Below are 25,997 nucleotides of genomic sequence, written 5' to 3' on the forward strand. Positions count from 1 at the left end.
CTTAGTGGATCCACCGACGTCGAGCCGCGTGCATACCACGTCTCGTTTCCCGGAAGAATCTGGGAGTGGCTGTGCGCAGCGCTGGTTTAGTAGGCCCTAAGGGGACGGGGGCGCATACTGAGGCGAAGGGGCAAGAAGCCCCCGGGCTTACGGATGCCACTGACAACTGCGAGCGTCGTCTTGTGTGAGGGGCCCTGGGCCAGTAAGTGGGAAGCACGATGAGTGCCAAACAACCGCGCAAGTCCGTTCCGACGTGGGTGAAACGCAGAGCCATCGAGCTTGCAGGCTGGATGCTGCTGGTCGCGGGAGTCGCCGCTCTGGTCCTCCCCGGACCAGGCCTCCTGTGCCTGGCGGCCGGTCTCGCGCTGTTGGCGATGCGCTATAAGTGGGCCAAGCGGCTTCTCCTGCCCGTGAAGGCCAAAGCGTTGTTGCTCGCGTCCCAGGGCGCGCAAACCTGGCCACGGATAGTTTCCAGCATTCTGGGCGGCTTAGCCTTGGTCGCAATCGGCATCGTTTGGGGAATCGGTACCCCGACGCCGGGGTGGTGGCCTGTGGCGGGTCGCTGGTGGTTGATGGGCGGGTGGGGGACCGGCATCACGCTTATCGCCTCGGGCGGAATCGCGATGGGAATGATCCTCTACAGTTTCCGTCGTTTCCACGGGCATCCTCTGGCTGGCTCGGACCGGGCGGCGCTGATGTCTGTTGGACCACCAGCAACAAAGCAATTGCGTCAGCGGGCTCTATAACCTGCGTGTCGTGACCTCGATGCCGAGCGCGCTCACCAGGTACGTCATGTGTGCGCGCATATCGATGGTCTTGTCATACCTCCACTTGATGAGGAGGCCATCCCAGCTGGCGAAGATAGGCGCCGCGACGGCGCGCGCATTGATATCAGGCGACAGTTGTCCCTCCGCCTGGAGGGACGTCCACTGAGTCCCGCACGACCATACGGATGCTTTCGTACCTCTCCCGGAGGAAATCGTGGGCTATGTGACGTCGAGGATGACTGGTGTGTCCGCGTACCAATCGGAGGCGCACGACAGGTGTCGGGTTTCTCGGGTCAAATCTTCAAGCAGTACGCTCCTGCGCCGACCGACCATAAGTCCTTGCCGGGCGTCGACACATACGAGGCGTTATCGGCTATCGGGGAGGACGGTTAATTTAGTGAAGGATTGGGCCTTGTTGCAGTACAATGCAACAAGGAGGAAATGAGATGTCGTCAACGATCGCAGACACGCGCCGCGCAGTCGGCTGGACGGTTCGCGAACTCGCTGAGAACATGGGCGTAGCTCCGAGTACGGTGACGCGAATGGAGCAGTCTGAGCGAGAGGACCGGATCCAGCTCCGAACTCTCAAACGCGCACTTGGAGTGATGGGTCGCCGTCCCCGAGTGGAGGTCGTCAACAATCGTCGTGAGGAGCGGGTGACGATGGAACTGCATCGCGCCCTCGCGAACAAGCTGAAGAATGACCCGCAACTGGCCCTCAAGGTGGTGCCGAGCAACCTGGGTCGTCTTCGTGCACGGCTCACTTCCCCGATCGGGCAGCAATGGGTGGATCGTTGGGCTGAGTTGGTGGATAGTCCGGTCGGTGTGCTGATCGATGGCATGCTCGCAGACACTCCGGAGGGCCGGGAACTTCGGCAGAACTCTCCGTTCGCTGGTGCTCTCACTCAGGATGAGCGGCTCGCGGCGATCGAACGGGCTAATCAAGCGTGAAGCGCGCCGAGCTCGAGGACGCTGTTCGCCACGCGACGCGGGTCACTGGAGAACGCGAGGTACTCGTCATTGGGAGCCAGGCCATCCTCGGTTCCTATGATGAAACCCAGCTGCCAGCGCGGGCCACGCTCTCGGACGAAGTCGACATTGCGCCGATCTCCGACGATCAGTACTACAGCCTTGCAACCTTGATCGACGCCAACTTGGGGGAGTGGTCTCAGTTCCACCAAGACCACGGTTTCTACGTTCAGGGTGTGAACATCACGACCGCGGTGCTCCCGAACGGCTGGGAGACCCGCACTGTTCAGGTGGCACCTGACGGTCCCTCCGGTCCGCTCGCCCGATGCCTCGATCCACACGATCTGTGCGCCGCGAAGCTCGTTCGCGGCGAGGAGAAGGACATCGAGTTCGTCGACGCGCTGGTGGAAGCTGGAATGATCGATCCCCTTTCCTTGGTGCGGATCTGCAAGAAGCTCCCCGTCAGCGATGCGCGACGGGCAATCACGATCAAACGCGCCCAGGCATTCCTCCCGAGCTAGATGTACTGCCCAGCCAGGTTGGTTAACCGGCTGATGGGTGGGTGGCCTCCGGTGGCGGTGTGGGGTCTGTGGTGATTGTATTCGTGGAGCCAGGCCGGGAGTGCGTTCCTGCGAGCTGATTCGGTCGGGTAGTGCCTGCTGAACGCCCAACCGTCGGCGAGAGTGCGGTGGAAGCGTTCGATCTTTCCGTTGGTCTGCGGCCGGTAGGGGCGGGTCTTCTTCGCTTTGACGCCAAGCTCGGTGCAGGTGTCTCGCCAGAGGTGGGATTTGTAGGCGGAGCCGTTGTCGGAAAGCACGCGTTCGACCATCACGCCGCGAGCGGCGAACCAGGACACCGCCCGGCGGAGGACACCGACTGCGGTGACCGCGGTCTCATCGTCGTGGATTTCCGCGTAGGCGACCCGGGAGTGGTCGTCGATGACGGTGTGAACGAAGGCAGTGCCGATCGTCGGATCGTGATGAGTACATCGAGGTTTGTCGGGCGTCGCAATGCGGTTCCGTTTCCCCTGTTGCCGGCCGACGTATCGCCAACCGCCGCCGTCGGGGAGTAATCATGCACAGGAGAGCACTCGGACAGGGCCTCGAGGTATCCGCGATCGGATTCGGAGCGATGGGGATGTCCCAGAGTTATGGGCCCAATCCCGGCGACCGCCAGGACATGATCGGTGTCCTCCGGCATGCCGTCGACCAGGGGGTGACCCTCATCGACACGGCGGCGGCGGCGCGCGTGGAAGCGGATGGTGTCATAGGCCAGTAGCACTGCCCACGGACGTCGGTTGCTGCTCTGAATACGCTCCAACGATTTTGAGGTGGCGCGGCTGATCGTCGCCCGTGATCCATCGCGATTCGCGACACCATCCCGCGAACATCACCGTGACGGACGGCTGAAGCGGGACACGCTGGAAGCGGCTGCCTCATGCATCGCTCGAGTGGACGGCGAAGATCGGCGTTGTGTCCGGCGGACTCACCTACGATCTACTGAGGGTGGCACGTGCCATTGTCGCGGCCAGTGGTCTATCGGCCAACACGACATCGATACAGAAGCGGAGATCATCGTGAGCTGGAATGACGAGCTAGGGAGCATCGGAGTCTGGCGTAGTGATCGTGCTGTGGATGTGGCGCTCGCATCCGACATCGAGGCGTTCGGCTACGGCACGATCTGGCTCGGCGGGAGCCCAGGTTCCGACCTCCGGCACGCCGAACAGCTCCTCGAAGGTACCCAATCCATTGTGATCGCCACGGGAATCGTGAACATCTGGAAGTCTGACCCCGCGGAACTCGGGGACTCGTTCCACAGAATCGACGCAGAGCACCCGGGACGTTTGTTGCTGGGCATCGGCTCCGGGCACCGGGAGGCCACCCCGGAACGCGTGCGGCCCATGGACGCAATGCGCCGCTACCTGGACGTTCTCGACGAGAAGCACGTCCCGGCGAGCCGCCGGGTGTTGTCCGCTCTGGGACCCCGGATGCTCGCCCTCGCCGGTGAGAGGTCGGCGGGCACGCATCCGTATCTGACGGTGCCCTCCCAGACTGCGGAAGCGCGGGCGGCGCTTGGCCCCGCCGCCCTGGTCGCGCCTGAGCAGACGGTCGTGCTGGATACCGATGTCGTCGCGGCCCGAATTGCGGCGCGCAACTTTCTCAAGCCCTACCTGCGCTTGGACAACTACGTCACAACGATGCGACGGGCGGGATTCACAGCGGCAGACGTCGCCGACGGCGGAAGTGACCGTCTCGTGGACGCGATTGTGCGCTTCGGCGGCCCGGACGCGCTGGCCTCAGCGGTCCGAAAACACCTCGATGCCGGCGCTGACCACGTGTGTGTGCAGGTCGTGCCGGCTGAGGGCGATCCGCGGGCAGCCCTGCGTGCGATCGCCGAGGCTCTGCAGCTTGTCCCCGCCTGAATGCGCGAATGCCGAAGGGCGGGACACTTTCAACTGCCACACGCGCGCGTGGGCACAGCGGGATATCCACCTCCGCCGGGGTAGTGCCATGCGCCGGTGAGGATGGTGCCGTCGTCGTTGAAGGTTCCTTCGTAAGAGGCGCGGGAGCCGCGCTCGCCCATCCAGATGGTGAGTGTGTCGCCGACGATTTCGTAGGTGTAATCGAGGGTCTCGCCCTCTGAGAAGCCGTAATAGCGGGACCTGATGTCGGTGCTGGGATCCTCGCTGTACTTCGATTCATGACCGATGGCCTCGAGCCTCTGGCGAATTCGCGCACACGGCAGCCGGGTGGATCGCGAAACGCACTATTGCAAGCACGTGGTGACTGCCACATAGTCTCATTCATCACTTACCCCGCTGACACAAAGGAGTAACCATGCACAGGAGAGCACTCGGACAGGGCCTCGAAGTATCCGCGATCGGATTCGGAGCGATGGGGATGTCCCAGAGTTATGGGCCCAATCCCGGTGACCGCCAGGACATGATCGGTGTCCTCCGGCATGCCGTCGACCAGGGGGTGACCCTTATCGACACGGCAGAGGTTTACGGGCCCTACGACAACGAGGAACTCGTCGGTGAAGCGATCGCGCCGATACGGAATCGGGTGACAATTGCGACCAAGTTCGGCTTCCGCTTCGCGGACGGCCGCGCACAGGGCGTGGACTCGCGCCCGGAGCAAATTCGTCGCGCGGCCGAAGGGTCACTTCAGCGCCTCGGCGTCGACTCGATCGATCTGCTCTACCAGCACCGCGTGGACCCGAATGTGCCCATCGAAGACGTTGCCGGCACTGTCGGTGAGTTGATCAGCGAGGGCAAAGTTCAGCATTTCGGTCTCTCTGAAGCCAGCGCCGCGACAATCCGCCGCGCTCATGCGGTGACCCCTGTCACTGCCATCCAAAGCGAGTACTCGCTGTGGACGCGCGACCCAGAGCCGGAAGTTCTCCCCGCGTGCCTCGAGTTCGGCATCGGGTTCGTGCCGTTCAGCCCGCTCGGCAAGGGCTTCCTCACCGGAACCGTCACCCCGGATTCGACCTTCGCCTCCGACGAGATCCGGGCTCGCGTACCGAGGTTCGAAGCCGAGAACCTGCGCGCGAACCAGGCGATCGTCGACCACGTTCGCGACCTCGCCGCGCAGCGCGGTGCAACCCCGGCCCAGGTCGCCCTGGCCTGGTTGCTGGCGCAGCATCCGTTCATCGTTCCCATCCCGGGCACACGACGCCGCGAGCGGTTGGACGAGAACGCCGGCGCGACGGCCGTCGCCCTTTCCGCCGACGACGTTGCCGACCTCAACCGGCTCGTCGACCGGATCGGCGTGGCGGGCAATCGGTACGACGACGCAGGCATGGCGGCCGTCGGCCTCTGAGACAGGCGGGGACTCCGCAGGATGGCAGTGACCCGGCGAGACGATCCCGCCCGCTCTCAACCATCAGTCGGCACGGGTTCGGCGTCTATCCGTGCTGTCAAGAATTCACCGTGAAAGGTTGAGGATCACGTTTCTGCCTTCAGTTTGTGCTCGTTCTCTTACGAAAACCTTACAACGATGTAATAGCGTAGACGCCACTGGTTTGCCTGGTTGGCGAAACTGACTCGGTCGACCAGAACACAATCGAGAACGAGAGGACCCGAACGTTGCCTCGCGCACGCATCACCATCAATCCGCAGTATCAGGTTGGTCCAATCCACCGGAGGATTTTCGGGTCCTTCATCGAGCATCTCGGCAGGGCGGTGTACGACGGCATCTTCGAACCCGGACACCCGACGGCAGACGCCGATGGCTTCCGCCAGGATGTGATCGATCTGGTCCGAGAGCTCGGCGTCTCGACCATCCGTTATCCCGGCGGCAACTTCGTCTCGGGCTTCCGCTGGGAGGACAGCGTGGGTCCGATCGAGGACCGCCCCGTTCGGCTCGATCTCGCCTGGCACTCGACAGAGACCAATCGGGTTGGTCTGCACGAGTTCTCGAGTTGGCTGGAGAAGGTGGACAGCGAGCTCATGCTCGCAGTGAACCTGGGCACTCGCGGCGTGCAGGAGGCCCTCGATCTTCTCGAGTACACGAACCTCAATGGGCAGTCGACTCTGGCAGATCAGCGAGCAGCAAACGGACGGACCAAGCCGTACGGCGTCAGGATGTGGTGTCTGGGAAACGAGATGGATGGTCCGTGGCAACTCGGTCAGCTGTCAGCGGGTGACTACGGCAAGATCGCGGCGAGAACGGCGAAGGCGATGCGCCAGCTGGACCCCACCATCGAACTCGTCGCGTGCGGATCGTCGGGCGCGAACATGCCCACGTTCGGTGACTGGGAGCGCACGGTGTTGGCGCACGCGTACGACGATGTCGACTACATTTCCTGCCACGCCTACTACGAGGAAAAAGACGGTGACCTTGGCTCCTTCCTCGCGTCCTCGGTCAACATGGACGGATTCATCTCAGCGGTGGTCGCCACCGCGGACTCCGTGCGCGCCGAGAAACGCAGCGAGAAGCAGGTCAACATCTCCTTCGATGAATGGAACGTCTGGTACATTTCCCGCTACCGCGACGAGGACAAGATCAGGGGCATCGACAACTGGCCGGTCGCCCCGCGGCTGCTCGAAGACAAGTACTCGGTCGCCGATGCGGTGGTCGTTGGATCGCTGATGATCACGCTGCTCCGGCACGCCGACCGGGTTACGTCCGCCTCGCTCGCGCAATTGGTCAACGTCATCGCCCCGGTGATGACGGAGCCCGGAGGGCCAGCGTGGAGGCAAACAACATTCTTCCCGTTCGCCATCACGTCACGACTTGCTCGTGGGATCGTTCTCGAGACACGGGTGCAGGCGGACAGCTATGAGACGGACGAGTACGGCAGTGTGCCGGTCGTCGATTCTGTCGTGACCTACGACGAAGAAACTGGCGAGGTGTCAGTGTTCCTGGTGAATCGCGCCCAGGCACAAACAACGGTCGAGGTTGAGGCGTCGACGCTCGGGTTGACGCACATTGAGGAGTCGCTGTCGCTCTGGGACGCGGACGTCTACGCGAAGAACACCCTCGCCGATCCGGAACGCGTGGCACCGCGCGAGAACGATTCGGCGATGCTCGCCGCCGGGGTTCTCAGCGTTACGCTCCCTCCGGTCTCCTGGACCGCAATCGCGCTTCGATGACTCCGAATGACCACCTCAACCCGTTGTGTGATTCAACGCCCAACGACGCTGACGCTGGTGGATTCACGCTCGACGATCCGGAAATCCGGCTTCACCAGCCGCGGCGGACGGCGTTCGCCCGTCTCATTGATCCGTTCGACGAGCATCTCGACTGCGATCTCAGCGATCGACTCGCGGTCAGGATCGACGCTGGACAGTGAAGGCACCGAATATGTGGATTCGTCGAGATTGTCGAACCCGATGACGGCGACCTCTTCTGGAACCCGGACACCGGCTTCACCCAGCGCGCGAAGCGCTCCAAGGCCTAGCGAGTCGTTCAGGGCGAAGACAGCATCAAAGGAAATCCGGTCAGCCAGGAGGCGGCGAACAGCGGCCGCTCCAGCCTCTCGGCCCCAGGTGTCGGTCACGCAGAGGAGGTCGGGCGCCTCGTTAATGCCCGCGGCGGCGAGGGCACGCTGGTAACCCTTGAGACGCAGAGTCGCCGAGCTCGGATCCTGGGCGAGAGGTTCGGGCGCTCCAATGAGAGCGATGCGCCGGCGGCCCCGATCCAGAAGGTGCTCGACCGCCGCCTGGGCTGACGACACGTTGTGCATTGAGACGTGATCCGTCGGACCGCCGAAGATGCGTTCCCCGAGCAGCACGATCGGCAAGGGCACCTGAAGGGCATCCACGTCCGTCTCGCCCAGACTCGTCGGACTGAGAAGCAATCCATCGGTCCCCTGCAAACCAGTGCCCTTGATCGCTTCAAGCTCCTTGACGCGATCGCCATTGGTCTGTGCGATGAGCACGCTGCGCCCTCGTCGCTCCGCAGCACGAATGACGGAGTCGGCGAGCTCAGCGAAGTAGCTCTCCCTCAATGCCGGGAGAGCGAGCCCGATGACTCCTGTTTTTCCTGAGCGCAGCCCCCGTGCGGAGACATTCGGCCGGTAGTCCAGTTCGCGGATTGCGTTCCGGACCCGGTCTCGGACCTGCGCGCGGACATACGGATGGTCGTTGATGACGTTGGAGACCGTCTTGATTGAGACGCCAGCCAATCGCGCTACGTCGAGCATCGTGGGCCGCATCGATGTCTCCGTTCGTGGTGGCGCTCTCGGCCAAATATATACGAGGGGTGCGCGGCCGCCGTCGAGCCGGGCTTCACCGTCGCCCCGCCCCGCCGAGACCTGCTCGCAGGGCCGGGCGCTCTGACTTCGTCAGCCGGCGGCCGGCGCAGCGGTGCTCTCACGGACGACGAGCCGCGTCGCGAGGTCCATCCGAGGGATGCTTTCAAGGGCGCTTTCACACATTCGGATGACCAGGCGGGCGGCCTCTTCCGCCATCGCTGTGAGCGGCTGATGCACCGTTGTCAGCGCCGGACTGGACCACTGGGCGAGCTGCAGGTCGTCATAGCCAACGATCGAGAGGTCGTCGGGCACCCGAAGGCCGAGTGTCCTGGCCGCCTCGATGACGCCGAGCGCCTGGAGGTCACTGCCCGCGAAGATCGCTGTGGGACGGTCAGGCAGTGCCAGGAGTTCGAGAGCGATGCTGCGGCCACCATCGACCTGGAAGTTGCCGAATCGTACGAAGCGTTCATCGATTTCGATACCGGCCGAGTTCATGGCGGACCGATATCCGTCGACGCGGGCGAAGGAGCACATCATGTCGTCGCGACCGGTAATCGCGGCGATCCGGGTGTGTCCCAGTTCGATGAGATGACGTGTGGCGACGAGACCGCCGGACCAGTTGGCCGACCCGACAGAGGGAACATCCGGCGCCGGGTCGCCGGCCGGGTCGATGATCACGAACGGGATGGCGCGGGACTGGAGGGTCGCTTTCGCTTCCGCCGCGAGATCGGCGAAGACGAGCACGACCCCGACAGGGCGCCGGCGGAGGACGCCGGTGATCCAGGCAGGGGAGGGGGAGTGGCGGTCACCTGACTCGGTAAGTACGACGCTCAAATCGTTGGCGCGAGCGACATTTTCGACCCCGCGAATGATTTCCATCGCCCAAGCTGTCTCGAGTTCGGGGAAAACGAGCTCGATCAGAGTGCCGCGGTTGGGCAGGCCGGCGCGTCGTTGGTATCCCTGCTTGTCAAGGAGGTTCTCGATTTTCGCGCGCGTCTGCGCGGATACGTCTGAGCGTCCGTTGAGGACTTTGGAGACTGTGGAGAGTGAAACTCCCGCTTCATCGGCCAATTCGTTGAGCTTGACCTTGCGACCTGGGTCGACCATGAGGAACCAATCTCTATTTGTTGCGAGAAACAACTTGCGTTTGGACCGGCGAATGCTTAGGCTCACACCATCCTAATCACTTTCGACGCAAATGTCGAAACTTTCGAGAGGCGTTCAAAGATGAACAAGCACAGCATCAGGAAGCTGCTCACCGTCGGGGCGGTGACAACGGTCGCCCTCGGTGGCCTGTCAGCGTGTAGCTCCGGCGGTGGAGCAACCGAGGGTGGCGGTGTCACCATGACGTTCTGGCAGAACTCGACGACCGGAGCCGGCAAGGCCTACTGGGAAGACACAATCGCCGCGTTCGAAGATGAGAACCCCGGCGTCACCATCAAGATGCAGTCCATCCAGAACGAGGAAATGGACGGGAAGCTTCAGACGGCGCTGAACTCCGGCGACGCACCAGACATTTTCATGGCACGCGGTGGTGGCAAGCTCGCCGACGTCGTGACCGCCGGACAGGCCATGGACATCTCCGATTCCATCTCTGACGAGACCAAGGCCGCCGTGCCGGAGGGCGTGCTCAGCGCGTTCGGAATCGACGGCAAGATCTACGGCATGCCGACTGCGGTGCTGCCGGGCGGAATGTACTACAGCAAGGATCTTTTCGCCGAGGCTGGCATCGAAGAAACACCGAAGACGATGGACGAGCTGAACACCGCCGTCGACAAGCTCAAGACGGCAAGCATCGAGCCGATCGCCGTCGGTGCGAAGGACGCATGGCCTGCCGCCCATTGGTACTACTTCTTCGCCGTCCGTTCCTGTTCAGAGGATGCCCTGGCCAAGGCAGCGGAAACCAAGGAGTTCGACGACCCGTGCTGGCTGAAGGCCGGCGAAGAAATGCAAGCGCTGGTCGAATCGGAACCGTTCAACAACGGATTCCTGACCACTGCGGCACAGCAGGGGGCAGGAAGCTCAGCCGGCCTCATCGCGAACCACAAGGCCGCCATCGAACTGATGGGTGCGTGGAACCCTGGAGTCATTGCTGACCTCACCCCGGACAAGAAGCCGCTGGCTGACCTTGGCTGGTTCCCGTTCCCGGCTGTCGACGGAGGCGACGGGGCCGAGGGCGCCATGATGGGCGGCGTCGATGGCTTCGCCTGCTCGGCGCAGGCGCCGAAGGAAGAGTGCACTGCGTTCCTCAACTTCTTCATGCAGAAAGAGCACCAGGAAGGCTACGCCACGGCCTTCAACACCCTTCCCGCCAACCAGGACGCTCAGTCGGTCGTGACCGACCCCGCGCTGCAGTCCGTCCTCGAGGCCTACAACGAGGCACCGTACGTCTCCGTCTGGCTCGACACACTGTTCGGGCAGAACGTCGGTAACGCACTCAACACCAGCGTCGTCGACATGCTCGCCGGAAAGGCCGGAGCCGAGGACATCGTCTCTGCCGTGAACGACGCAGCAGCCAAGGGATAGAGCACCTCATCATGACTGATCCTGCAGGGGGTGCTTCGTCGATGATCGACCAGCAGCCGCCGCAGGGCACGGTAACGGCAGGGGATGGCGTTCGCGCGGCATCCCCTGCCACACCGCGGCCCCGCCGGCGTCCAACCGATTGGCGTAAGCGCCTCGAAATCACACTCTTGGCCGGGCCCGCCATCGTCGTCTTCGTCGGCTTCGTCATCTTCCCGGTCATCATGGCCGGCTACTACGGTTTCTTCCGCTGGAAGGGCTACGGGCCCGCCACCGACTTCGTCGGTCTCGAGAACTACTTCATCATCTTCCAGGACAGCGCGTTCCATGACGTGTTGCGCCACAACGGCTTCATCCTCGTGCTGTCGTTGCTCATTCAGGGACCCATCGCTGTCGTTCTCGCTCTTCTGCTGAATCAGAAGATCCGGGGTCGGTCGCTCATCCGCGTTCTGATTTTCGTACCGTACATCATCTCCGAGGTCATCGTCGGCATCGGCTGGGGGCTCATGCTCCAGACCTCCGGCTCCGTCAACGGTTTCCTGGACAACGTCGGACTGGGCGCGTTAAAGGCCGACTGGATTTCAGATCCGAACATCGCCATCTGGTCGCTGATGCTGATCATCTCGTGGAAGTACATCGGTTTCGCGGTGATCCTGTTCCTTGCGGGACTGCAGAGCATCCCCGATGAACTATTCGAAGCCGCTGCGATTGACGGAGCCAGCTACTGGCAGATTCAGCGCAGCATCACGCTACCGTTGCTCGGCCCGACCCTGCGGATTTGGGCATTCCTTTCGATCATCGGCTCGCTGCAGTTGTTCGACCTGGTCTTCATCATTTGGGGCCAATATGTCGCCTCGACGGCCGGAACATCGACGATGGCGACCTACATGGTTGCCAACGGCCGTACCTCGGGCAACTTCGGCTTCGGCAGCGCTGTCGCCGTCGTGATGTTCCTCATCTCCCTCGCCATCGCGCTGACGTACCAGCGCATCATCCTCCGTCGGGACACCGCCGGGGCGCTCACAGAACGGAATAAGTGATGACCGCTCTCGTTGCTCAGGCGCCGCCTCGTGAGGCGAGACGCAATCGCGAACGCCAGAAATGGGGCAATCCTTCTACCTACTTCATCGCGTTCGTCTTCATCGCGCTCTGCCTCGGACCTGTGATCTACATCATCCTCGGCGGTTTCCGCGACAATTCGCAGATCACAACCTCACCTGCCGGCTTCCCAAGCCCGTGGCGTTTCGACAACTATGCCGAGGTACTCGCAAGCTCCACGTTCTGGCAGCAGGTGGGCAACTCAGTGATCGCGGGGATCGCCACGACGGTTGGTGTGGTCGTTCTCGGACTGATGGTGAGCTTCGTCCTTGCCCGATACCACTTCAGCGGTCGCGGAGTGATGTATTCATTGTTCGCCGCCGGACTGATGTTTCCGATGACGGTTGCCATCACGCCGCTCTACATCCTGATCAAGGACCTGGGTCTGATGAACAGCCTGGCCGGTGTAATCCTGCCGCAGATCGCGTTCGGACTGCCGGTGACCGTGATCATCCTTGTGCCGTTCCTCAAAGCCATCCCCGACGAGATCGAGGAGGCCGCCTCGATTGACGGCACGAGCCGACTCGGATTCTTTTTCCGGATGGTCGTGCCACTGTCTCTCCCCGGCGTCGTGACGACGGGCATCCTCGCGTTCGTGGCGAGCTGGAACAGCTACCTTCTGCCACTGTTCATCCTCGGAGACCAGACGATGTACACGCTCCCGCTCGGTGTGCAGGCGTTCGCGTCGCAATATTCGGTGGACACGGCGAAGGTTCTCGCCTTCACCTCACTGTCCATGATTCCAGCACTGATATTTTTCACGCTGTTCGAGCGCCGTATCGTCGGCGGTCTTACCGGCGCCGTCAAAGGTTAGGACCTCCCTTGAGCATCACGACGACTACGCCTGCATGGCACGACGTCACAGCATCCCCGTCCGATCGCGTTGACGCCCTTCTTTCCGAGCTCACCCTCGAGGAGAAGATCGCACAGTTGTTCGGCGTCTGGGTCGGCGCGTCCAGCGAGGGTGGAGACGTCGCCCCGCACCAGAACGACATGGACGACGTCATCGACCTCGACGCGCTTCTGCCCAACGGACTGGGCCAGCTGACCCGGCCATTCGGTTCGGCTCCCGTCGACCCGGCACTGGGCGCGTTGTCACTTCTCCGCAGCCAACGCCGGATCGTCGCATCCAACCGGTTAGGCATTCCCGCCGTCGCACACGAAGAATGCCTCGCCGGCTTCGCCACCTGGGGGGCGACGGCCTACCCGGTACCGCTTGCCTGGGGCGCGTCGTTCAACCCGGCGCTCATTGAGCGGATGTCCCACCGCATCGGTACGGACATGCGCTCGGTCGGAATTCACCAGGGTCTCGCCCCGGTGCTCGACGTCGTGCGGGATGCGCGCTGGGGTCGCGTCGAAGAGACCATCGGTGAGGACCCCTATCTCATCGGCTCGATCGGAACGGCGTATGTCCGCGGGCTCGAGGCCGCAGGAATCGTCGCCACCCTCAAACACTTTGTCGGATACTCGGCATCGAAAGCCGGCCGTAACCTCGCGCCGGTCTCGGTCGGTCCGCGTGAGCTCGCTGACGTGCTGCTCGTGCCGTTCGAGATGGTCATGCGAGAAGGCAAGCCGCGGTCAGTCATGCACTCATACACCGATATCGACGGTGTGCCATCCGCGGCTGACGAGTCGCTCCTCACCGGGCTCCTGCGTGAAACCTGGGGTTTCGACGGCACCGTCGTGGCCGACTATTTCGGGATCGCGTTCCTCAAAATGCTTCACGGCGTCGCCGGTTCGTGGGGCGAAGCGGCTGCTCTCGCCCTCACCGCGGGCGTGGACGTCGAACTGCCCACGGTGAAGACCTTCGGTGCGCCGCTGGTCGAGGCTGTCCGGTCAGGCGACCTGGCTGAAGCGGTCATCGACCGAGCGCTTCGGCGTGTGCTTCGGCAGAAGGTCGAACTCGGGCTGCTTGATCCCGACTGGGATGCCTCGCCGGAAGCGCTCCGGGGCGTGAACATCGACGATACACAAGGCATCCGCGGCACCATCGACCTCGACAACGCGGGCAACCGCGCCGTCGCGCGTGAGATCGCCGAACAATCGATCGTGCTCCTGAGCAACGACGGAGTCCTCCCGCTCACCGCTCCGCGCCGTATCGCCGTCGTCGGGCCAACGGCCGACGACCCGTTCGCCGTTCTCGGGTGCTACTCGTTCCCTGCTCACGTCGGCGTTCAGCACCCTGACACGCCACTGGGAATCGACCTGCCGACCCTGCTCGACAGCCTTCGCGGCGAATTCCCCGATGCCGCGATCGAATACGTCGCCGGCACGACGATCGACGGTGGGGAAACCACCGGGATCGCTGCAGCGGTCGAGGCCGCGGCACGGGCGGACATCGTCATCGTCGCCCTCGGCGACCGCGCCGGGCTGTTCGGCCGCGGCACGAGCGGCGAAGGGTGTGACGTGGAGTCCCTCCGTTTGCCCGGCGCGCAGCAGGAGCTGTTGGACGCCGTGGTGGCGTCGACGACTCCTGCGGTCGTCACCCTGCTCGCCGGTCGGCCATACGCGCTCGGCTCCGCCGTGTCGGGCGCCGGCGCAATCGTGCAGGCGTTCTTCGCAGGCGAAGAGGGAACCGGCGCGCTCGCCGGCATCCTCTCGGGAAGGGTGAATCCGAGCGGCCGGCTGCCGGTCAGTATTCCGGCCACCGAAGGCACGCAGCCGTCGACGTATCTCGCGGCGCCGCTCGCGCGCTCGAACAGTGTGTCGAGCATCGACCCGACCTCGGCTTTCCCTTTCGGGCACGGCATCGGTTACTCCGACTTCGCCTGGACCGCTCGCGAGCACGGCCCCGCCGTCATCGGCGTGGACGGTGTAGCGACCCTGGGACTTCGTATTCTCAATACGGGGGAGCGGCGCGGGGCTGAGGTCGTGCAGGTCTATGTCCATGATCCCGTCGCATCTGCGGTGCGGCCCGTCCAGCGTCTCGTCGGGTTCCATCGCGTGGAACTGGAGCCAGGCGAATCGGTCGATCTCTCGATTCACCTCCCCGCCGACGTCACGAGCTTCACCGGACGAAACGGCGAGCGAGTCGTGGAACCCGGCGAGATCGTGGTGGGTCTCGGCGCGTCGAGCACCGACATCCGGATCTCGCACTCGGTGCAGCTGACCGGCGCACCGCGCGCCGTGGGATTCGACCGCGCCTTCCACCTGAGCTTCGACGAGGTCGTGAGGGGCGGCGCGTGAGCCTCGCCCACCGCCGGGCGACGGCGCAGGTCACCGTGCTCGACTCCTCGGGTGATCCGGTTCGCGACGCGGACGTCACGGTGGAACAGCACCGTCATGCATTCGCCTTTGGCAACATCGGCTTCGACTTCATCCCCCTGGCCAACGGTGAGACGGACGAGGATGGCGCAACTGGTGCCGTTTTCGGAGGAGCCGGGCTCGCCGGCCTGTCGGACCTCGAGACCATGTGGCTCGACCTCTTCAACACTGCGACGCTGCCTTTCTACTGGCGAGGCTTCGAGCCGACCCGGGGCAAGCCGGACACCCGGAGACTTCTCCGGACCGCATCATGGTTTGCTGAGCGCGGAGTCACGGTGAAGGGGCATCCGCTCACCTGGCATACGCTCGCGCCCGAGTGGCTCTCCGGTCTGCCGGTCGCGGAGATCGAGCGGCTGCAGCGAGAGAGGATCCGACGCGAGGTGACCGACTTCTCCGGTGTCATCAACACGTGGGATGCCATCAACGAAGTCGTCATCATGCCCATCTTCACGGCCGAGGAGAACGGCATCACGCGCCTCGCGCAGAGCATCGGGCGAGTACCGATGATCCAGCTCGCGTTCGAGGAAGCCCGAGCCTCGAACCCGTCGGCGACGCTCGTTCTCAACGACTTCGACCTGTCGAGGGACTATGAGGCCCTGATCGACGGTGTGCTCGACGCGGGGATCGCCGTTGACGCCATCGGCCTCCAGACGCACATGCATCAGGGGTACTGGGGAGAGGAGACCATGCTCGCGATGGTCGACCGATTCGCCCGCTTCGGGCTGCCCCTCCACCTCACCGAGACGACGCTGCTCTCGGGGCACCTCATGCCGCCGGAGATCGTCGACCTCAACGACTATCAGATCCCGTCCTGGCCGTCGACGCCCGAGGGGGAGGCCCGGCAAGCGGACGAGATCGTCCGCCACTATCGCTCACTCGTCGGTCACCCGGCCGTGCAGGCCATCACGTACTGGGGACTCACCGACGACGGTGCCTGGCTCGGTGCGCCGGGCGGGCTCATTCGCGCCGACGGAACACCGAAGCCCTCGTTTTACGCCCTCCGGTCGCTGGTCAAGGGCGAGTGGTGGCTGCCGCGAACGACGATGCGCACCGATCATGACGGACGTTTGTCGATCACGGGTTTCTTCGGTGATTACCTGATCGGGCGCGACGCGCAGACTGCACCGGTCTCGCTCTCGCCGGGGCGTGAGACGGCAACGGTCCGGTTGCACTCACGCGTTTGACTGGGTCAGGGCGTTAGCGGCACTCGGCTGCCGACGCGCCGGGAACCCGACGTCCGGGCCAGACGAACGGGGGCACCCGTCGGCGACCCGATTCGCATGACCCGGATGCCGGTTTTCGCGACGGTTTTCCGGCATCCGCGTCATACAACGACCGCCCGCGGCGCCACCGGTAACCCGAATGCCCGTTTCGGCGATGAAAACCTTCGCGCGCGAAGCCGATGCCCCGAGCTCTATCGGATGCGCCGACTCTCGCATGTGACCACGCAATAAAAAGAGGAGGCACCCCGACCGATGGTCGGAGTGCCTCCCTGTGGTGGATTACTTCTTGCCAGGAACCTTTCGCGTGACGATCACGTCGAAGGAACTGGTCCGGGTGTTGCCCGCAGCATCCGTCGCCGTGCACGTCACGGTCGTGGTTCCGATCACGAACTTGCTGCCGCTCGGCACGTCGCAGTCCAGCGGGACGACGCCGTCAAAGGTGTCGATCGCCGAAGGCAGCGAGTACTGGATCTTCACTCCCGCGGCCCCGGTGGAGACAGCGCGAACGTCCGACACGTCCGCGATCCGCGGGGCGAGCACGTCCGCGGGGCGGGCGGGCAACTTCGTCGGGTCGACAATGCCCCAGTAGGCCGGGGTGACCTGCAGGTCGTCGTCGAACGGGAGTGGCTGCTCCCACGGGCGCGCCATAGGCCAGGTCCGCAGCCAGGTGCGGGCGTTGCTGATGCCCCAGAAGGTCACCGACTCGATCGAGGAGTCGTGCTCCCGCAGCATGGCGAACAGGTCGCGGTAGTAGTAGCCGACCTCGGCCGCCGCGTCCTCATCGTTCTCGAATGCCGGGCTGTACGGATCGATCGGCGCGCCACTGACGTCGGCGCCCTGGTTCTCCGTCGAGGCGTTCACGTCGAGTTCGGTGATCGCCTGAAGGAGGTTCGGGTCGATGGCGTCGACCGCCTCGATCGAGTCCTCGAGCCACTGCACCGGCCGGGCGACGTCGACGTGGGCCTGGTGCCCTGCGCCGTCGATCGGCACACCGCGTGCCTTCAGCGCACTGATCAACTCGACGTAGTCAGCCCGCTTCTCGGGCATCTCGGTGTTGTAGTCGTTGATGAACAGCGCAGCGTCGGGGAAGTACTCGTCCGCCAGCCGGAAGGCCTCATCGACGAAGCCCTCGCCCAGCACCTGGAACCAGCGGCTGTCGCGCATGTCGTGCGGGTTGGCGGTGTCACCGTCGGCGATGACCTCGTTCACCACATCCCATGCCCAGACCGGACTGTCGCCGTCCGGGTAGCGCTCGTCGAGGTGGGCGGCGATGCCCGCGATGTGCGCTCGCATCCGGGACTTCAGGAGCGCCTGGTCCGCCGCACCGTTCGTCAACGGGCGCGTGCCGTCGAGGAAGAACCAGGCCGGGGTCTGCGAGTGCCACGCCAGCACGTGCCCGTACACGTCGATCCCGTTGGCGTCGGCGAAGTCGAGCAGCTGATCGATCTGTGTGAAGGCGAACTGGCCTTCAATGGGCTGCACGCTCTCCGGCTTGCCGGCGTTCTCCGGGGTGAACGCGTTGAAGTGCTTCTTGACCAGATCGGCAGCGGTGCCGACCGTCTCGCGTGCGTCGATGGCGACGCCCACGTGCTCGATGCCATCCGCGCCGAGCACGTCCTTCAGGGCCGGGACATCCGACTGAATCGGCTTCTCGACGATCGGCGCGAGCGCGAAGTCGTCGAGGAGGAAGTCGACGCCAACCGGGCCCTCGACGTACACCTGGGCGCGGTCGGCGGCGGCCGCCAGCGTGTAGGTGCCTCTGATGAGGGTCCAGCCGTCTACGGTGATCTGCGCGCCGGCACCAGCTACGCCCTCGTAGGCGCTGCCGCCTCCGTTGTCGCGCTGCACGGAGATCTTCACTCCCGCCGGCGACTGTCCCGGAGCGAGTTTCGCCCAGACCGAAATGCCCAGAGCGGCACCAACGGGCATGTCGTCGGTGACGTCGATCGTGGCGCCGTGCCACGGCTGGGTACGGTTCGTGACGAGCAGGCTGCCCGATCCAGTGCGCGCGTCGCTGCTGGTCGCCACCTGCACGCCGTCGCCACGGGCGGTCCAGCCGTCGGTGCCCTCCTCGAAGTCAGAGGTCAGACCCACGGCCGCCTCAGCCGTAGTGCCGCCCTTGGGCAGGGTGAAGGTCCAGCCCTCGGCCACCTTCTCAGTGATGACGGTGGTGACCGCCTTCACCGTGTTCGTGCGGTCGCCACCGCCGTCATGTGCGAGGACGATCGCGCCTGGCGTAAAAGCAGCGCGGAGGTTCGCCGTCAGGGTCGCCTCACTGAGGTCGTTCCCGTCCCAGTCGAAGATGACGGAGCCGAGCCCGAGTGGCTGCATCCCGAGCGCCGCGGCCACGGTGCCTGTCGCGCCCCAGCTGCCGTTCGGTGCGCGGAAGTACGGAACGGCGAGGGTCGGGTCGCCGGCCGCCTCGCGAATGATGCGGAGGTTGGCTTTCAGGTCGGTCTCGACCTGCGTCTGCGTCCACGATCCCATGTCCGCGTAGGAGGTTCCGTGGTTGCAGAGGGTGTGGCCGTCGGCGACGATGCGCTTCAGCAGCTCGGTGCCTCCGGCCTGCTGGACGTTCTGGCCGATGATGCAGAAGGTCGCGTGGATGCCCTGTGCTTTCAGGACGTCGAGGATCGCGGCGGTCTCGCCCGGATTCGGGCCGTCGTCGAAGGTGAGTGCGACCCGATTGCCGGTGCCTCGGGCAGTCGTGACCGGTGTCGTCGTCGCGGCGACCGCTCCACCGGGCACGAAGGAAGCATCCGGGGTGGGCTGCCAGGTCTCGGGCTGTGCCGGCCCCGCAGTGCCGGTGATCACGATGTCGTCGAGGAGGTAGTCGTAAGGCCCGGCGAGCGCACCCGTGCCGATGTAGGCGCGGAGGGTCGCGGGGTCTGCGCCTGCGGGGGAAACGAACGTGCCGCTCATCGTGGTCCAGGCATCCGCCGTCACGGTTGTGTTGCCCACCCAGGTGTAGGCAGGCTCGACGACGAAGCGCGCAGACGTGGTCGTGCCTGCGGCGGCCGACAGCTTCACCTGCGCCGAGAACGTGTACGAGCCGCCGGCCTGCAGCAGGTTCGCCGGCGTCTTCACCCCGTCGTAATCATTCGTTCGGCCCTGCACGAGCAGCGCCTTGTCGCCGTCGGCGTCGACCACCGAGAGCGTGGGGCCGCCGTTCTGGGTGAGCGAGTCGTACGAGCCGTCCTCGAAATCCTCCTGCAAAAGAACGGTCGCGTCGGCGGCTGCAGCGGATTGTGCTCCCGGAAGCACAAGAGCACCGACCAGGAGGCCGAACGCGGTCGCGCTCGCGACCAGACCGTGCCGCCCACGTGCGAGCGGGTGTTGCGAACAAGCAGCAGCGGCAGGGGAGCGGGGGCCGTGGCCCCACATCGGGATGTTCTTCATTGAACGAAGCCTTTCGAAAGTTTCGACATTGCCGTCGAAATTAGTGATGTCTGTGGACCATAACCGGGCGAGGCAAACAAGGTCAATGGTCGGGAGCGAATTTGTTGGATTAATCAACGAAAGGTCGGAGGTTCACTGATACAGAGCGCATGAGAAGCGCGCGGTGTTCATGCGCTCTGTGTGCTTCTATGGGGGCGGAACGGCAATACTGGCCGCAATCGGGCGTAGACTTCCCGGCGATGCGGCACCGCGACGGCGTGAACGACCGGCAGCGCGTAGGGCACATTCACCGTTGGCTGATGAGCGACCGCACAGAGATTGGACTGGCCATCGTGAGTTCGAGTACCACCTCTCCGCCTGCTGACCGCATCTCACTGCGTTTTCTCGCCGCGCCGACGGAGGTTACCTCCGACGGTTCGACAATCCAGGCCGGCCGGGTTCTGGAGTGGATTGATAAGGCCGGGTATGCGTGCGCGGTGGGGTGGAGCGGCTCCTATTGTGTGACCGCCTATGTCGGGAATGTCCACTTCACTCGGCCGATCACACCGGGGAGCCTGATCGAAGCGGACGCCCGGATCATCCACACCGGACGGTCGAGCATGCACGTGCTGGTGACCGTAAGGGCGGCGGATGCTCGCCGCGGTGAATTCAGGACGGCCACACACTGCATCCTCGTCTTCGTCGCGGTCGACGACGACAAACGACCCGTCGCCGTGCCGGAGTGGCGGCCGGCCACCGATGACGACCGCCGCGTGAGCGACGGAGCGGTCGTGCGCATCGATGCCCGTCGCCGCATCCACGAAGAAATGCAGCGCAATGCGTTCGGCCATGAAGGAACGGCGCCCAGGACGGTATTTCGGTTCCTCGCTGCGCCGACGGACAGCAACTGGGGTGGCAACGCTCACGGTGGCACCGTCATGCGGTGGATCGACGAGGCCGCATCGACCTGTGCGATCGGCTGGACGGGAAAGGACGCGGTGGCGGTCTATGCGGGCGGCATCCATTTCTATCGGCCGATCCACATCGGGCACATCGTCGAGGTGGAGGCGCGGATCATCCACACGAGCGAGCGCAGCATCCACCTTTCTATCCAGGTCCACTCCGCCGATCCCAGGACACGGGAATCTCACCTCACGACCCAGTGCATGAGTATTTTTGTTTCCGTCGGCACAGACGGCAGAGCAGCTCGCGTCCCACAGCTGGTGCTCTCAACCGACGAGGACGAGCGGCTGAACGAACACGCCAAGAACCTCATCACGCTCCGGGCGGCGCTGCCGGCATTCCCACTCGCGAAGTCGTAGTGCGGGAGTCGTCACCTATGCCGGTGCCGCGTGGATCTCACCACGGGAGGACTCTTCCATCGCGTGTCAGGGAACCTGGATCGACCGCCGCATGCAGGGGGGCGAGAACGCTGGTGGCTCCGTCCTCAATTGGTCGAGCCCCGAACTCCTCCATTCCTGGTGACGTAGCGGTGAGGCCCGGGTCCACTGTGTAGACCGCGATACCCTCACCGGCCAGTTCGGTCGATAGCTTCCGCATCAGCGCATGGAGTGCGGCCTTGGAGACGGCGTAACTGACGGCACCCGCATTTGTCGTAAGTCCGAATTCGGTATCGCCGTGTGATCCGGAGCCGCTTCCCACGGCGATGATGGAGGCCGCTCGAGCCTTCCGCAGGGAAGGCAAGGACGCCTGCACCACCCGCCAGGTGCCAAACAAGTTGGTCGACATGATGTTTTCAGCGTCTGCGATGTTGGCACTGGTTGCCGTCTCATCCCACGGCGCGAAGCGAGCGGCGTTCGCGACGAGCAGCGCGAGGGGGCGCTCACCGATGGCGCTCAGCACCTGTCGCTGAACATCAGGTGAGTCGAGGTCGACGAGCGCAAATTCAAGCGACGAGGTCTGCAGGGAACGCGACACATTGTCCAGCGCGCTGAGTTCGCGTCCGGTAGCAATCACCTGATAACCACTGGCCAGCAGTTGCTCGACAACACGGCGACCGATGCCCCGGGAAGCTCCGGTCACAAGCGCAAGGGGTCGCTGGGTGGTCATGTTTCCTCCGGAGTGACAATTCTCAAGGAGGTTAAACGACGCGGAACGAACCGTCAACAAGATGGCTGAACGACTGGACTCGCTCCCTTCAGGTGGTGCCCTTGCGTTTGCGGGGAGGGGCGCAGTACTGGTGCAGGACATGACGTTCACGGCAGAATTGCTCTGCCACTCGGATATCAAGGTCAGAGGCGAGGCGGTGCATCCAAACGCAGCGCGATGGGCTATCGGGAGAAAGAGTCATGCAGATACCCAAGCCGACCGATGAGGTCAAGGACTTCTTTCGCTCCGTCGTTCCGAACATTCCGACTGTCGAGGTCAAACCGATGTTCGGGAACCTCGGGGCGTTCGTGAACGGCAACATGTTCGCCGGCCTGTTCGGCTCGGCGATCGGTGTCCGCCTGATCGACCCATCGTCAGAGGAGACGCTCCGGGGAATCGCGGGCGCCGGGACCGTTCGGGCCACCGGATCGACCGATGGGCGGATACACAGCGCTTCCGCTTACCTGGAATTCAGACCCTGAGCGTGTTTCGGAGTGGATCCAGACGGCTCTTGCACAGGTCGGTGAGCTCCCGGCCAAACAGCCCAAACCCCGGAAGAAGCGATAGCGCATGGACCCGAAATCGTTCACTGGCTGGCCAGCGGAGGCCGTCACGTTTTATCGCGGTCTGGAAGCTGACAACTCGCGCGAATACTGGACCACCATGAAGACCGTCTACGAGGAGAGCGTCCTCGCTCCCATGGAGGCGCTGTTGCACGAACTCGCGGACGAGTTCGGGGAGGGCAAAATCTTCCGACCCCATCGTGACATCCGATTCAGCGCGGACAAGTCCCCGTACAAGACGGCAATCGGCGCGACACTGGGTCGCGGGTACGTGCAATTCTCGTCACAGGGTCTCGGTGTGGGCGCCGGGTACTACCGGATGGCGCCGGATCAGCTTGCGAGATACCGCGACGCGGTCGCCTCCAAGAAACCGGGCAGCGCCCTTCAACCGGTGATCGATGAGCTCGCCACTGCCGGGATCGAGGTCATCACCCGGGGCAGTCTGAAGACCGTTCCACGCGGGTACCCGAAGGACCACCCGCGTGCCGGACTTCTGCGCAAGAGGGACCTTGCCGCCTGGAAGCAGTGGCCCGCCACCATGAGCTGGATTCACACATCGAGCGCGCAGGACCACATTGTCAGTGTTCTTCGCGCCTCACAGCCACTGGTTGATTGGCTCGATGCGAACGTTGGCCCGACGACGCTCGAGGAGCGGCATTGAGGCGGGGATGAGCGACGGTCGGGTGAGTCGGAGAACACGCGCCACACCAAATCGCTTCCAACCTGACCGTGGACAACCTCTCCGTTCAGGCGACGAGGTTGTTCGCGGCTTCGTCCATGTGCGTGATGATCGTCGTCCGAGCCTCAGCCGGGTTCCCTGTTTCGATGGCATCCACAATCTCGGTGTGCCTGTCGACGTTCATGTTGGAAACAGCACGGTCTTCGCCGGCGAACATGATCGACATGCGGATGGTGCCTTCGAGAGCCTGCCAGGAGCGCACGAGGGTTTCGTTCTCGGTGAGGGCGACCAGCGTGCGATGAAAGTTGAGGTCTGCTTCAATGCGTTCCTCGAGTCCGTCGTGCTCGGCGCGGGCCATGATTTCGATCGCGTCACGCAGTGTTGCGATCATCGTGGAGCGGTCGGGGAGCGAACTCAGGGTTCGGGCTGCGAGGGACTCCAATGCCGCGCGGACGGCGAAAAGGTCCTGGATCTCCTTGGCGTTGAGGTGGCGGACACTGAGCCCACCGCGAGCGCCAGACGAGACGAGGCCCTCGAGCTGCAGTTCTCGGAGCGCTTCTCTGAGGGTACCGCGGCTGATCCTCAGCATTTCGGAGAGCTCGGTCTCGACCAGCGGGGTCCCCGGTGCCAGCTGGCCACTCGAAATGGCCCGTCGAAGCGCGTCCAGTGCCTGTTGGCGCAAGCTCGTTCGTTCCAGCCCGGGGAGCAATGCGGGTGCGGCCATGAGATGCCTTTCGCCTGACGTCAGGTGTTGACAGTCAAAAATTGACTGTCGGTCTTATTCTGGCAGCCGATCAGGGGGTCAGACACCCCTTGACCGGCCGTGTGAGCTAGCCCAGTTCGGCGAGCACCTTCGCCACGATCCGGTCGACCGAGAGGCCGTACCGCTCGTGAAGGGTTGGCAGCGCCCCGGCGTCGAGGAACTCGTCGGGGAGGCCGATCGGGACGATCCGTTTTCCAAGGCCGGCGCGAACGCTGGCGCTTGCGACCGTTTCGAACAGGCCGCCGATGACGGAATGGTTCTCGAGGGTGAACGCGAGGCGGTTCGAGTCGATGGCGTTGAGGACGGTCTGGCTGTCGAACGGCTTGATCGTTGGGGCGTGCACCACCGCCACGTCCACTTTGTGTTTCGCGAGGGCATCCGCGGCCTGGAGGGCGCGCATGGTCATCAGACCGCTGGAGACGAACACGACGTCGTTTCCACCGCGGAGTTCCTTTGCCTTGCCGAGTTCGAACGTGTAGTCGTATTCGTCGAGCACGGTGGGAACTTTGCCGCGAAGCAGTCGCAGGTATGTCGGTCCGTCGCTGGCTGCGAGTTGGGGGACGGCCTGCTCGATGTCAACCGAGTCGCAGGGGTCGACGATCGTCAGGTTGGGCATCGCGCGGAAGATTGCCATGTCTTCGGTTGCCTGGTGACTGGGGCCGTATCCGGTTGTCAGGCCGGGGAGGCCGCCCACGACGTTGACATTGAGGTTGGGTTCCGCGATGTCCAGGCAGAGGAAGTCGTATGCCCGTCGTGCGGCGAAGACGGAGTACGTCGACGCGAAGGGAATCAAGCCGGTCTCGGCGAATCCGGCCGCCGCGCCGAACAGGACCTGCTCGGCCATGCCCATCTGGAAGAAGCGCTCGGGGAACGCCTCAGCGAAGATGTGCATGTCGGTGTACTTGCCGAGGTCTGCCGTGAGCCCGACGATTTTGTCGTTTTCCTGGGCAGCCTTGACGAGCGCGTGCCCGAACGGAGCGCTGATCGTCTTCTGGCCGGGGTCCGCGAACGAGGCGATCATCGCCGATGTCTTCAATTTCGGTGCCGTCGTCGTGCTCATGCGTGGACCCTCTTCTCGTATCCGGCGGTGAGCTGCTCGCGGCAGACCTGCCATTCGTTTTCGTCGATGCGCATGAAGTGCGCCTTCTCCCGTTCCTCCAGCAGCGGCACGCCACGGCCGACGAGTGTGTCGCAGAGGATGATCGCGGGCGGTCCGGCAAGGGATGCCCGGGAGGTCGCGTTGTCGAACGCCTCAACCAGTTCCGCTGTGTTGTTGCCGTCCACCCGCTGGGTGTACCAGCCGAACGCCTCCCACTTCTCTGTGAGCGGCTCGGTGCTGAGGACGGTCGCCGTCTTGCCATCGGCCTGAAGCGCGTTCACGTCGACCATGGCGATGAGGTTGCCGAGCTGGTGGTGATGCGCGGCCATCGCCGCCTCCCAGGTGGAACCTTCGTCGATTTCTCCGTCGGAGAGGAAGTTGAAGACACGGCTTGTGGATCCCTGCAGCCGCAGGCCGAGTGCGATTCCGACGGCGATGCCGAGTCCGTGCCCGAGCGAGCCGCCGGAGATCTCCATTCCCGGCGTGTAGGTCGACATCGCCGACATCGGCAGCCGCGAGTCGTCTGACCCGTACGTCAGGAGCTCGTCCAGTGGGATGATCCCGGCCTCGGCCAGCGCCGCGTAGTGTCCGATGGCGTAGTGCCCGGTGGAGAGTAGGAACCGGTCGCGTCCCTCCCACTCGGGCTGGTCCGGGCGGAACCGCAACTGGTCTGCGTAAACCGTCGCGAGCATGTCTGCGGATCCGAGGGCCTGGCCGACGTAGCCCTGGCCCTGGACCTCGCCCATGTTGAGTGCGTAGTGCCGCATCCGGTAGGCAGCAGCAGCCACCGTCTCGATGCGTTCGGCGAGTGATCCGTGCCCGGTCGTTGCGGCGGTCTCCTGTGTGATGGATGTCATCTGC

21 protein-coding genes and 2 pseudogenes are annotated in these 25,997 nt (G+C 64.1%); 15 read left to right on the forward strand and 8 right to left on the reverse strand.

Annotated features, from left to right (window positions below; all coding sequences use genetic code 11):
• The first annotated feature begins 218 nt into the window (after nucleotides 1-218).
• From ABIE24_RS07975 to ABIE24_RS07990, 3 genes are all read left to right on the forward strand, one after another.
• Entirely contained in the window at nucleotides 219-746 is a 528-nt protein-coding gene (locus ABIE24_RS07975; RefSeq protein ID WP_354498491.1) for a PGPGW domain-containing protein, read from the forward strand.
• A gap of 467 nt (nucleotides 747-1,213) precedes the next feature.
• Nucleotides 1,214-1,717 carry a helix-turn-helix domain-containing protein gene (locus tag ABIE24_RS17670; protein ID WP_502916255.1) on the forward strand — a complete coding sequence of 168 codons (504 nt, stop codon included), beginning with the start codon at nucleotides 1,214-1,216 and terminating at the stop codon, nucleotides 1,715-1,717.
• The gene (locus ABIE24_RS07990) at nucleotides 1,714-2,256 is read left to right on the forward strand and encodes a DUF6036 family nucleotidyltransferase (RefSeq protein WP_354498493.1); all 543 of its coding nucleotides are present in this window, start codon (nucleotides 1,714-1,716) and stop codon (nucleotides 2,254-2,256) included. Before ABIE24_RS17670 ends, ABIE24_RS07990 begins: the two co-directional genes overlap by 4 nt.
• On the opposite strand, the pseudogene ABIE24_RS07995 reads toward ABIE24_RS07990, so the two are convergent.
• Nucleotides 2,253-2,804: pseudogene (locus ABIE24_RS07995) on the reverse strand (integrase core domain-containing protein); the annotation flags it as partial. The gene ABIE24_RS07990 and the pseudogene ABIE24_RS07995 sit on opposite strands and share 4 nt — an antisense overlap.
• A gap of 5 nt (nucleotides 2,805-2,809) precedes the next feature.
• Here ABIE24_RS07995 and ABIE24_RS08000 point away from each other — a divergent pair.
• The 4 genes and pseudogenes from ABIE24_RS08000 to arfA form a co-directional block, all read left to right on the forward strand.
• Nucleotides 2,810-2,971, forward strand: a pseudogene (locus ABIE24_RS08000) (aldo/keto reductase); the annotation flags it as partial.
• A 340-nt stretch (nucleotides 2,972-3,311) separates the two neighbouring features.
• Nucleotides 3,312-4,157 carry an LLM class F420-dependent oxidoreductase gene (locus tag ABIE24_RS08005; protein WP_354498495.1) on the forward strand — a complete coding sequence of 282 codons (846 nt, stop codon included), beginning with the start codon at nucleotides 3,312-3,314 and terminating at the stop codon, nucleotides 4,155-4,157.
• A 415-nt stretch (nucleotides 4,158-4,572) separates the two neighbouring features.
• On the forward strand, nucleotides 4,573-5,559 hold the full coding sequence (locus ABIE24_RS08010; RefSeq protein WP_354498496.1) for an aldo/keto reductase: 987 nt from the start codon (nucleotides 4,573-4,575) through the stop codon (nucleotides 5,557-5,559).
• Nucleotides 5,560-5,825: 266 nt separating this feature from the next.
• A complete protein-coding gene (gene arfA, locus ABIE24_RS08015; protein WP_354498498.1) occupies nucleotides 5,826-7,334 on the forward strand; it encodes an arabinosylfuranosidase ArfA in 1,509 nt (502 codons plus the stop codon).
• Between the two features lie 32 nt (nucleotides 7,335-7,366).
• Here arfA and ABIE24_RS08020 read toward each other — a convergent pair whose 3' ends face one another.
• Nucleotides 7,367-8,398, reverse strand: coding sequence for a LacI family DNA-binding transcriptional regulator (locus ABIE24_RS08020; RefSeq protein WP_354498500.1), 1,032 nt, complete (start codon nucleotides 8,396-8,398; stop codon nucleotides 7,367-7,369).
• Between the two features lie 129 nt (nucleotides 8,399-8,527).
• The gene (locus ABIE24_RS08025; protein ID WP_354498502.1) at nucleotides 8,528-9,544 is read right to left on the reverse strand and encodes a LacI family DNA-binding transcriptional regulator; all 1,017 of its coding nucleotides are present in this window, start codon (nucleotides 9,542-9,544) and stop codon (nucleotides 8,528-8,530) included.
• A 120-nt stretch (nucleotides 9,545-9,664) separates the two neighbouring features.
• Between ABIE24_RS08025 and ABIE24_RS08030 the strand changes: the two genes are divergently transcribed.
• From ABIE24_RS08030 to ABIE24_RS08050, 5 genes are read left to right on the forward strand one after another with little or no spacing between them, the layout of a single operon-like run.
• A complete protein-coding gene (locus tag ABIE24_RS08030; RefSeq protein WP_354498503.1) occupies nucleotides 9,665-10,963 on the forward strand; it encodes an extracellular solute-binding protein in 1,299 nt (432 codons plus the stop codon).
• A gap of 11 nt (nucleotides 10,964-10,974) precedes the next feature.
• Nucleotides 10,975-12,000 (forward strand): carbohydrate ABC transporter permease, encoded by a 1,026-nt coding sequence (locus tag ABIE24_RS08035; RefSeq protein ID WP_354498505.1) that lies wholly within the window; start codon nucleotides 10,975-10,977, stop codon nucleotides 11,998-12,000.
• Nucleotides 12,000-12,872: a carbohydrate ABC transporter permease gene (locus ABIE24_RS08040; protein WP_354498507.1), complete on the forward strand. Its 873-nt coding sequence runs from the start codon at nucleotides 12,000-12,002 to the stop codon at nucleotides 12,870-12,872. Before ABIE24_RS08035 ends, ABIE24_RS08040 begins: the two co-directional genes overlap by 1 nt.
• Nucleotides 12,873-12,880: 8 nt before the next feature.
• Nucleotides 12,881-15,244, forward strand: coding sequence for a beta-xylosidase/alpha-l-arabinosidase (locus ABIE24_RS08045; protein ID WP_354498509.1), 2,364 nt, complete (start codon nucleotides 12,881-12,883; stop codon nucleotides 15,242-15,244).
• Nucleotides 15,241-16,506 carry an endo-1,4-beta-xylanase gene (locus tag ABIE24_RS08050; RefSeq protein ID WP_354498511.1) on the forward strand — a complete coding sequence of 422 codons (1,266 nt, stop codon included), beginning with the start codon at nucleotides 15,241-15,243 and terminating at the stop codon, nucleotides 16,504-16,506. The genes ABIE24_RS08045 and ABIE24_RS08050 overlap by 4 nt, the downstream gene beginning before the upstream one ends.
• 318 nt (nucleotides 16,507-16,824) lie before the next feature.
• On the opposite strand, the gene ABIE24_RS08055 is transcribed toward ABIE24_RS08050, so the two are convergent.
• Entirely contained in the window at nucleotides 16,825-19,944 is a 3,120-nt protein-coding gene (locus ABIE24_RS08055) for an endo-1,4-beta-xylanase (RefSeq protein ID WP_354498513.1), read from the reverse strand.
• A gap of 299 nt (nucleotides 19,945-20,243) precedes the next feature.
• On the opposite strand from ABIE24_RS08055, the gene ABIE24_RS08060 reads away from it, so the two are divergent.
• Nucleotides 20,244-21,245 (forward strand): acyl-CoA thioesterase, encoded by a 1,002-nt coding sequence (locus tag ABIE24_RS08060; RefSeq protein WP_354498515.1) that lies wholly within the window; start codon nucleotides 20,244-20,246, stop codon nucleotides 21,243-21,245.
• 37 nt (nucleotides 21,246-21,282) lie between these two features.
• Here ABIE24_RS08060 and ABIE24_RS08065 read toward each other — a convergent pair whose 3' ends face one another.
• A complete protein-coding gene (locus ABIE24_RS08065; RefSeq protein ID WP_354498517.1) occupies nucleotides 21,283-21,993 on the reverse strand; it encodes an SDR family oxidoreductase in 711 nt (236 codons plus the stop codon).
• A gap of 239 nt (nucleotides 21,994-22,232) precedes the next feature.
• Here ABIE24_RS08065 and ABIE24_RS08070 point away from each other — a divergent pair, with 239 nt between their 5' ends.
• Nucleotides 22,233-22,514 carry a hypothetical protein gene (locus ABIE24_RS08070; RefSeq protein ID WP_354498519.1) on the forward strand — a complete coding sequence of 94 codons (282 nt, stop codon included), beginning with the start codon at nucleotides 22,233-22,235 and terminating at the stop codon, nucleotides 22,512-22,514.
• 88 nt (nucleotides 22,515-22,602) lie between these two features.
• A complete protein-coding gene (locus tag ABIE24_RS08075) occupies nucleotides 22,603-23,256 on the forward strand; it encodes a DUF2461 domain-containing protein (protein WP_354498521.1) in 654 nt (217 codons plus the stop codon).
• An 85-nt stretch (nucleotides 23,257-23,341) separates the two neighbouring features.
• Here the strand turns inward: ABIE24_RS08075 and ABIE24_RS08080 are convergent, their stop codons facing one another.
• The 3 genes from ABIE24_RS08080 to ABIE24_RS08090 all read right to left on the reverse strand — a co-directional run bounded on the left by ABIE24_RS08080 (nucleotide 23,342) and on the right by ABIE24_RS08090 (nucleotide 25,993).
• A complete protein-coding gene (locus ABIE24_RS08080) occupies nucleotides 23,342-23,998 on the reverse strand; it encodes a GntR family transcriptional regulator (protein WP_354498523.1) in 657 nt (218 codons plus the stop codon).
• A gap of 106 nt (nucleotides 23,999-24,104) precedes the next feature.
• A complete protein-coding gene (locus tag ABIE24_RS08085) occupies nucleotides 24,105-25,097 on the reverse strand; it encodes a transketolase family protein (RefSeq protein WP_354498525.1) in 993 nt (330 codons plus the stop codon).
• On the reverse strand, nucleotides 25,094-25,993 hold the full coding sequence (locus tag ABIE24_RS08090) for a transketolase (RefSeq protein WP_354498527.1): 900 nt from the start codon (nucleotides 25,991-25,993) through the stop codon (nucleotides 25,094-25,096). The genes ABIE24_RS08085 and ABIE24_RS08090 overlap by 4 nt, the downstream gene beginning before the upstream one ends.
• Nucleotides 25,994-25,997: the final 4 nt, after the last annotated feature.

The sequence above is a fragment of the Mycetocola sp. 2940 genome (genome assembly GCF_040548835.1).
Lineage (GTDB): Bacteria > Actinomycetota > Actinomycetes > Actinomycetales > Microbacteriaceae > Mycetocola_A.

Excerpts from the sequence above, each read along its gene's own strand:
- ABIE24_RS07975 (WP_354498491.1), top strand. The coding sequence starts at position 219 with ATGAGTGCCAAACAACCGCGCAAGTCCGTTCCGACGTGGGTGAAACGC.
- ABIE24_RS17670 (WP_502916255.1), top strand. The coding sequence starts at position 1,214 with ATGTCGTCAACGATCGCAGACACGCGCCGCGCAGTCGGCTGGACGGTT.
- ABIE24_RS08010 (WP_354498496.1), top strand. The coding sequence starts at position 4,573 with ATGCACAGGAGAGCACTCGGACAGGGCCTCGAAGTATCCGCGATCGGA.
- ABIE24_RS08020 (WP_354498500.1), bottom strand. The coding sequence starts at position 8,398 with ATGCGGCCCACGATGCTCGACGTAGCGCGATTGGCTGGCGTCTCAATC.
- ABIE24_RS08025 (WP_354498502.1), bottom strand. The coding sequence starts at position 9,544 with ATGGTCGACCCAGGTCGCAAGGTCAAGCTCAACGAATTGGCCGATGAA.
- ABIE24_RS08030 (WP_354498503.1), top strand. The coding sequence starts at position 9,665 with ATGAACAAGCACAGCATCAGGAAGCTGCTCACCGTCGGGGCGGTGACA.
- ABIE24_RS08035 (WP_354498505.1), top strand. The coding sequence starts at position 10,975 with ATGACTGATCCTGCAGGGGGTGCTTCGTCGATGATCGACCAGCAGCCG.
- ABIE24_RS08040 (WP_354498507.1), top strand. The coding sequence starts at position 12,000 with ATGACCGCTCTCGTTGCTCAGGCGCCGCCTCGTGAGGCGAGACGCAAT.
- ABIE24_RS08055 (WP_354498513.1), bottom strand. The coding sequence starts at position 19,944 with ATGAAGAACATCCCGATGTGGGGCCACGGCCCCCGCTCCCCTGCCGCT.
- ABIE24_RS08060 (WP_354498515.1), top strand. The coding sequence starts at position 20,244 with ATGAGCGACCGCACAGAGATTGGACTGGCCATCGTGAGTTCGAGTACC.
- ABIE24_RS08065 (WP_354498517.1), bottom strand. The coding sequence starts at position 21,993 with ATGACCACCCAGCGACCCCTTGCGCTTGTGACCGGAGCTTCCCGGGGC.
- ABIE24_RS08070 (WP_354498519.1), top strand. The coding sequence starts at position 22,233 with ATGCAGATACCCAAGCCGACCGATGAGGTCAAGGACTTCTTTCGCTCC.
- ABIE24_RS08075 (WP_354498521.1), top strand. The coding sequence starts at position 22,603 with ATGGACCCGAAATCGTTCACTGGCTGGCCAGCGGAGGCCGTCACGTTT.
- ABIE24_RS08080 (WP_354498523.1), bottom strand. The coding sequence starts at position 23,998 with ATGGCCGCACCCGCATTGCTCCCCGGGCTGGAACGAACGAGCTTGCGC.
- ABIE24_RS08085 (WP_354498525.1), bottom strand. The coding sequence starts at position 25,097 with ATGAGCACGACGACGGCACCGAAATTGAAGACATCGGCGATGATCGCC.
- ABIE24_RS08090 (WP_354498527.1), bottom strand. The coding sequence starts at position 25,993 with ATGACATCCATCACACAGGAGACCGCCGCAACGACCGGGCACGGATCA.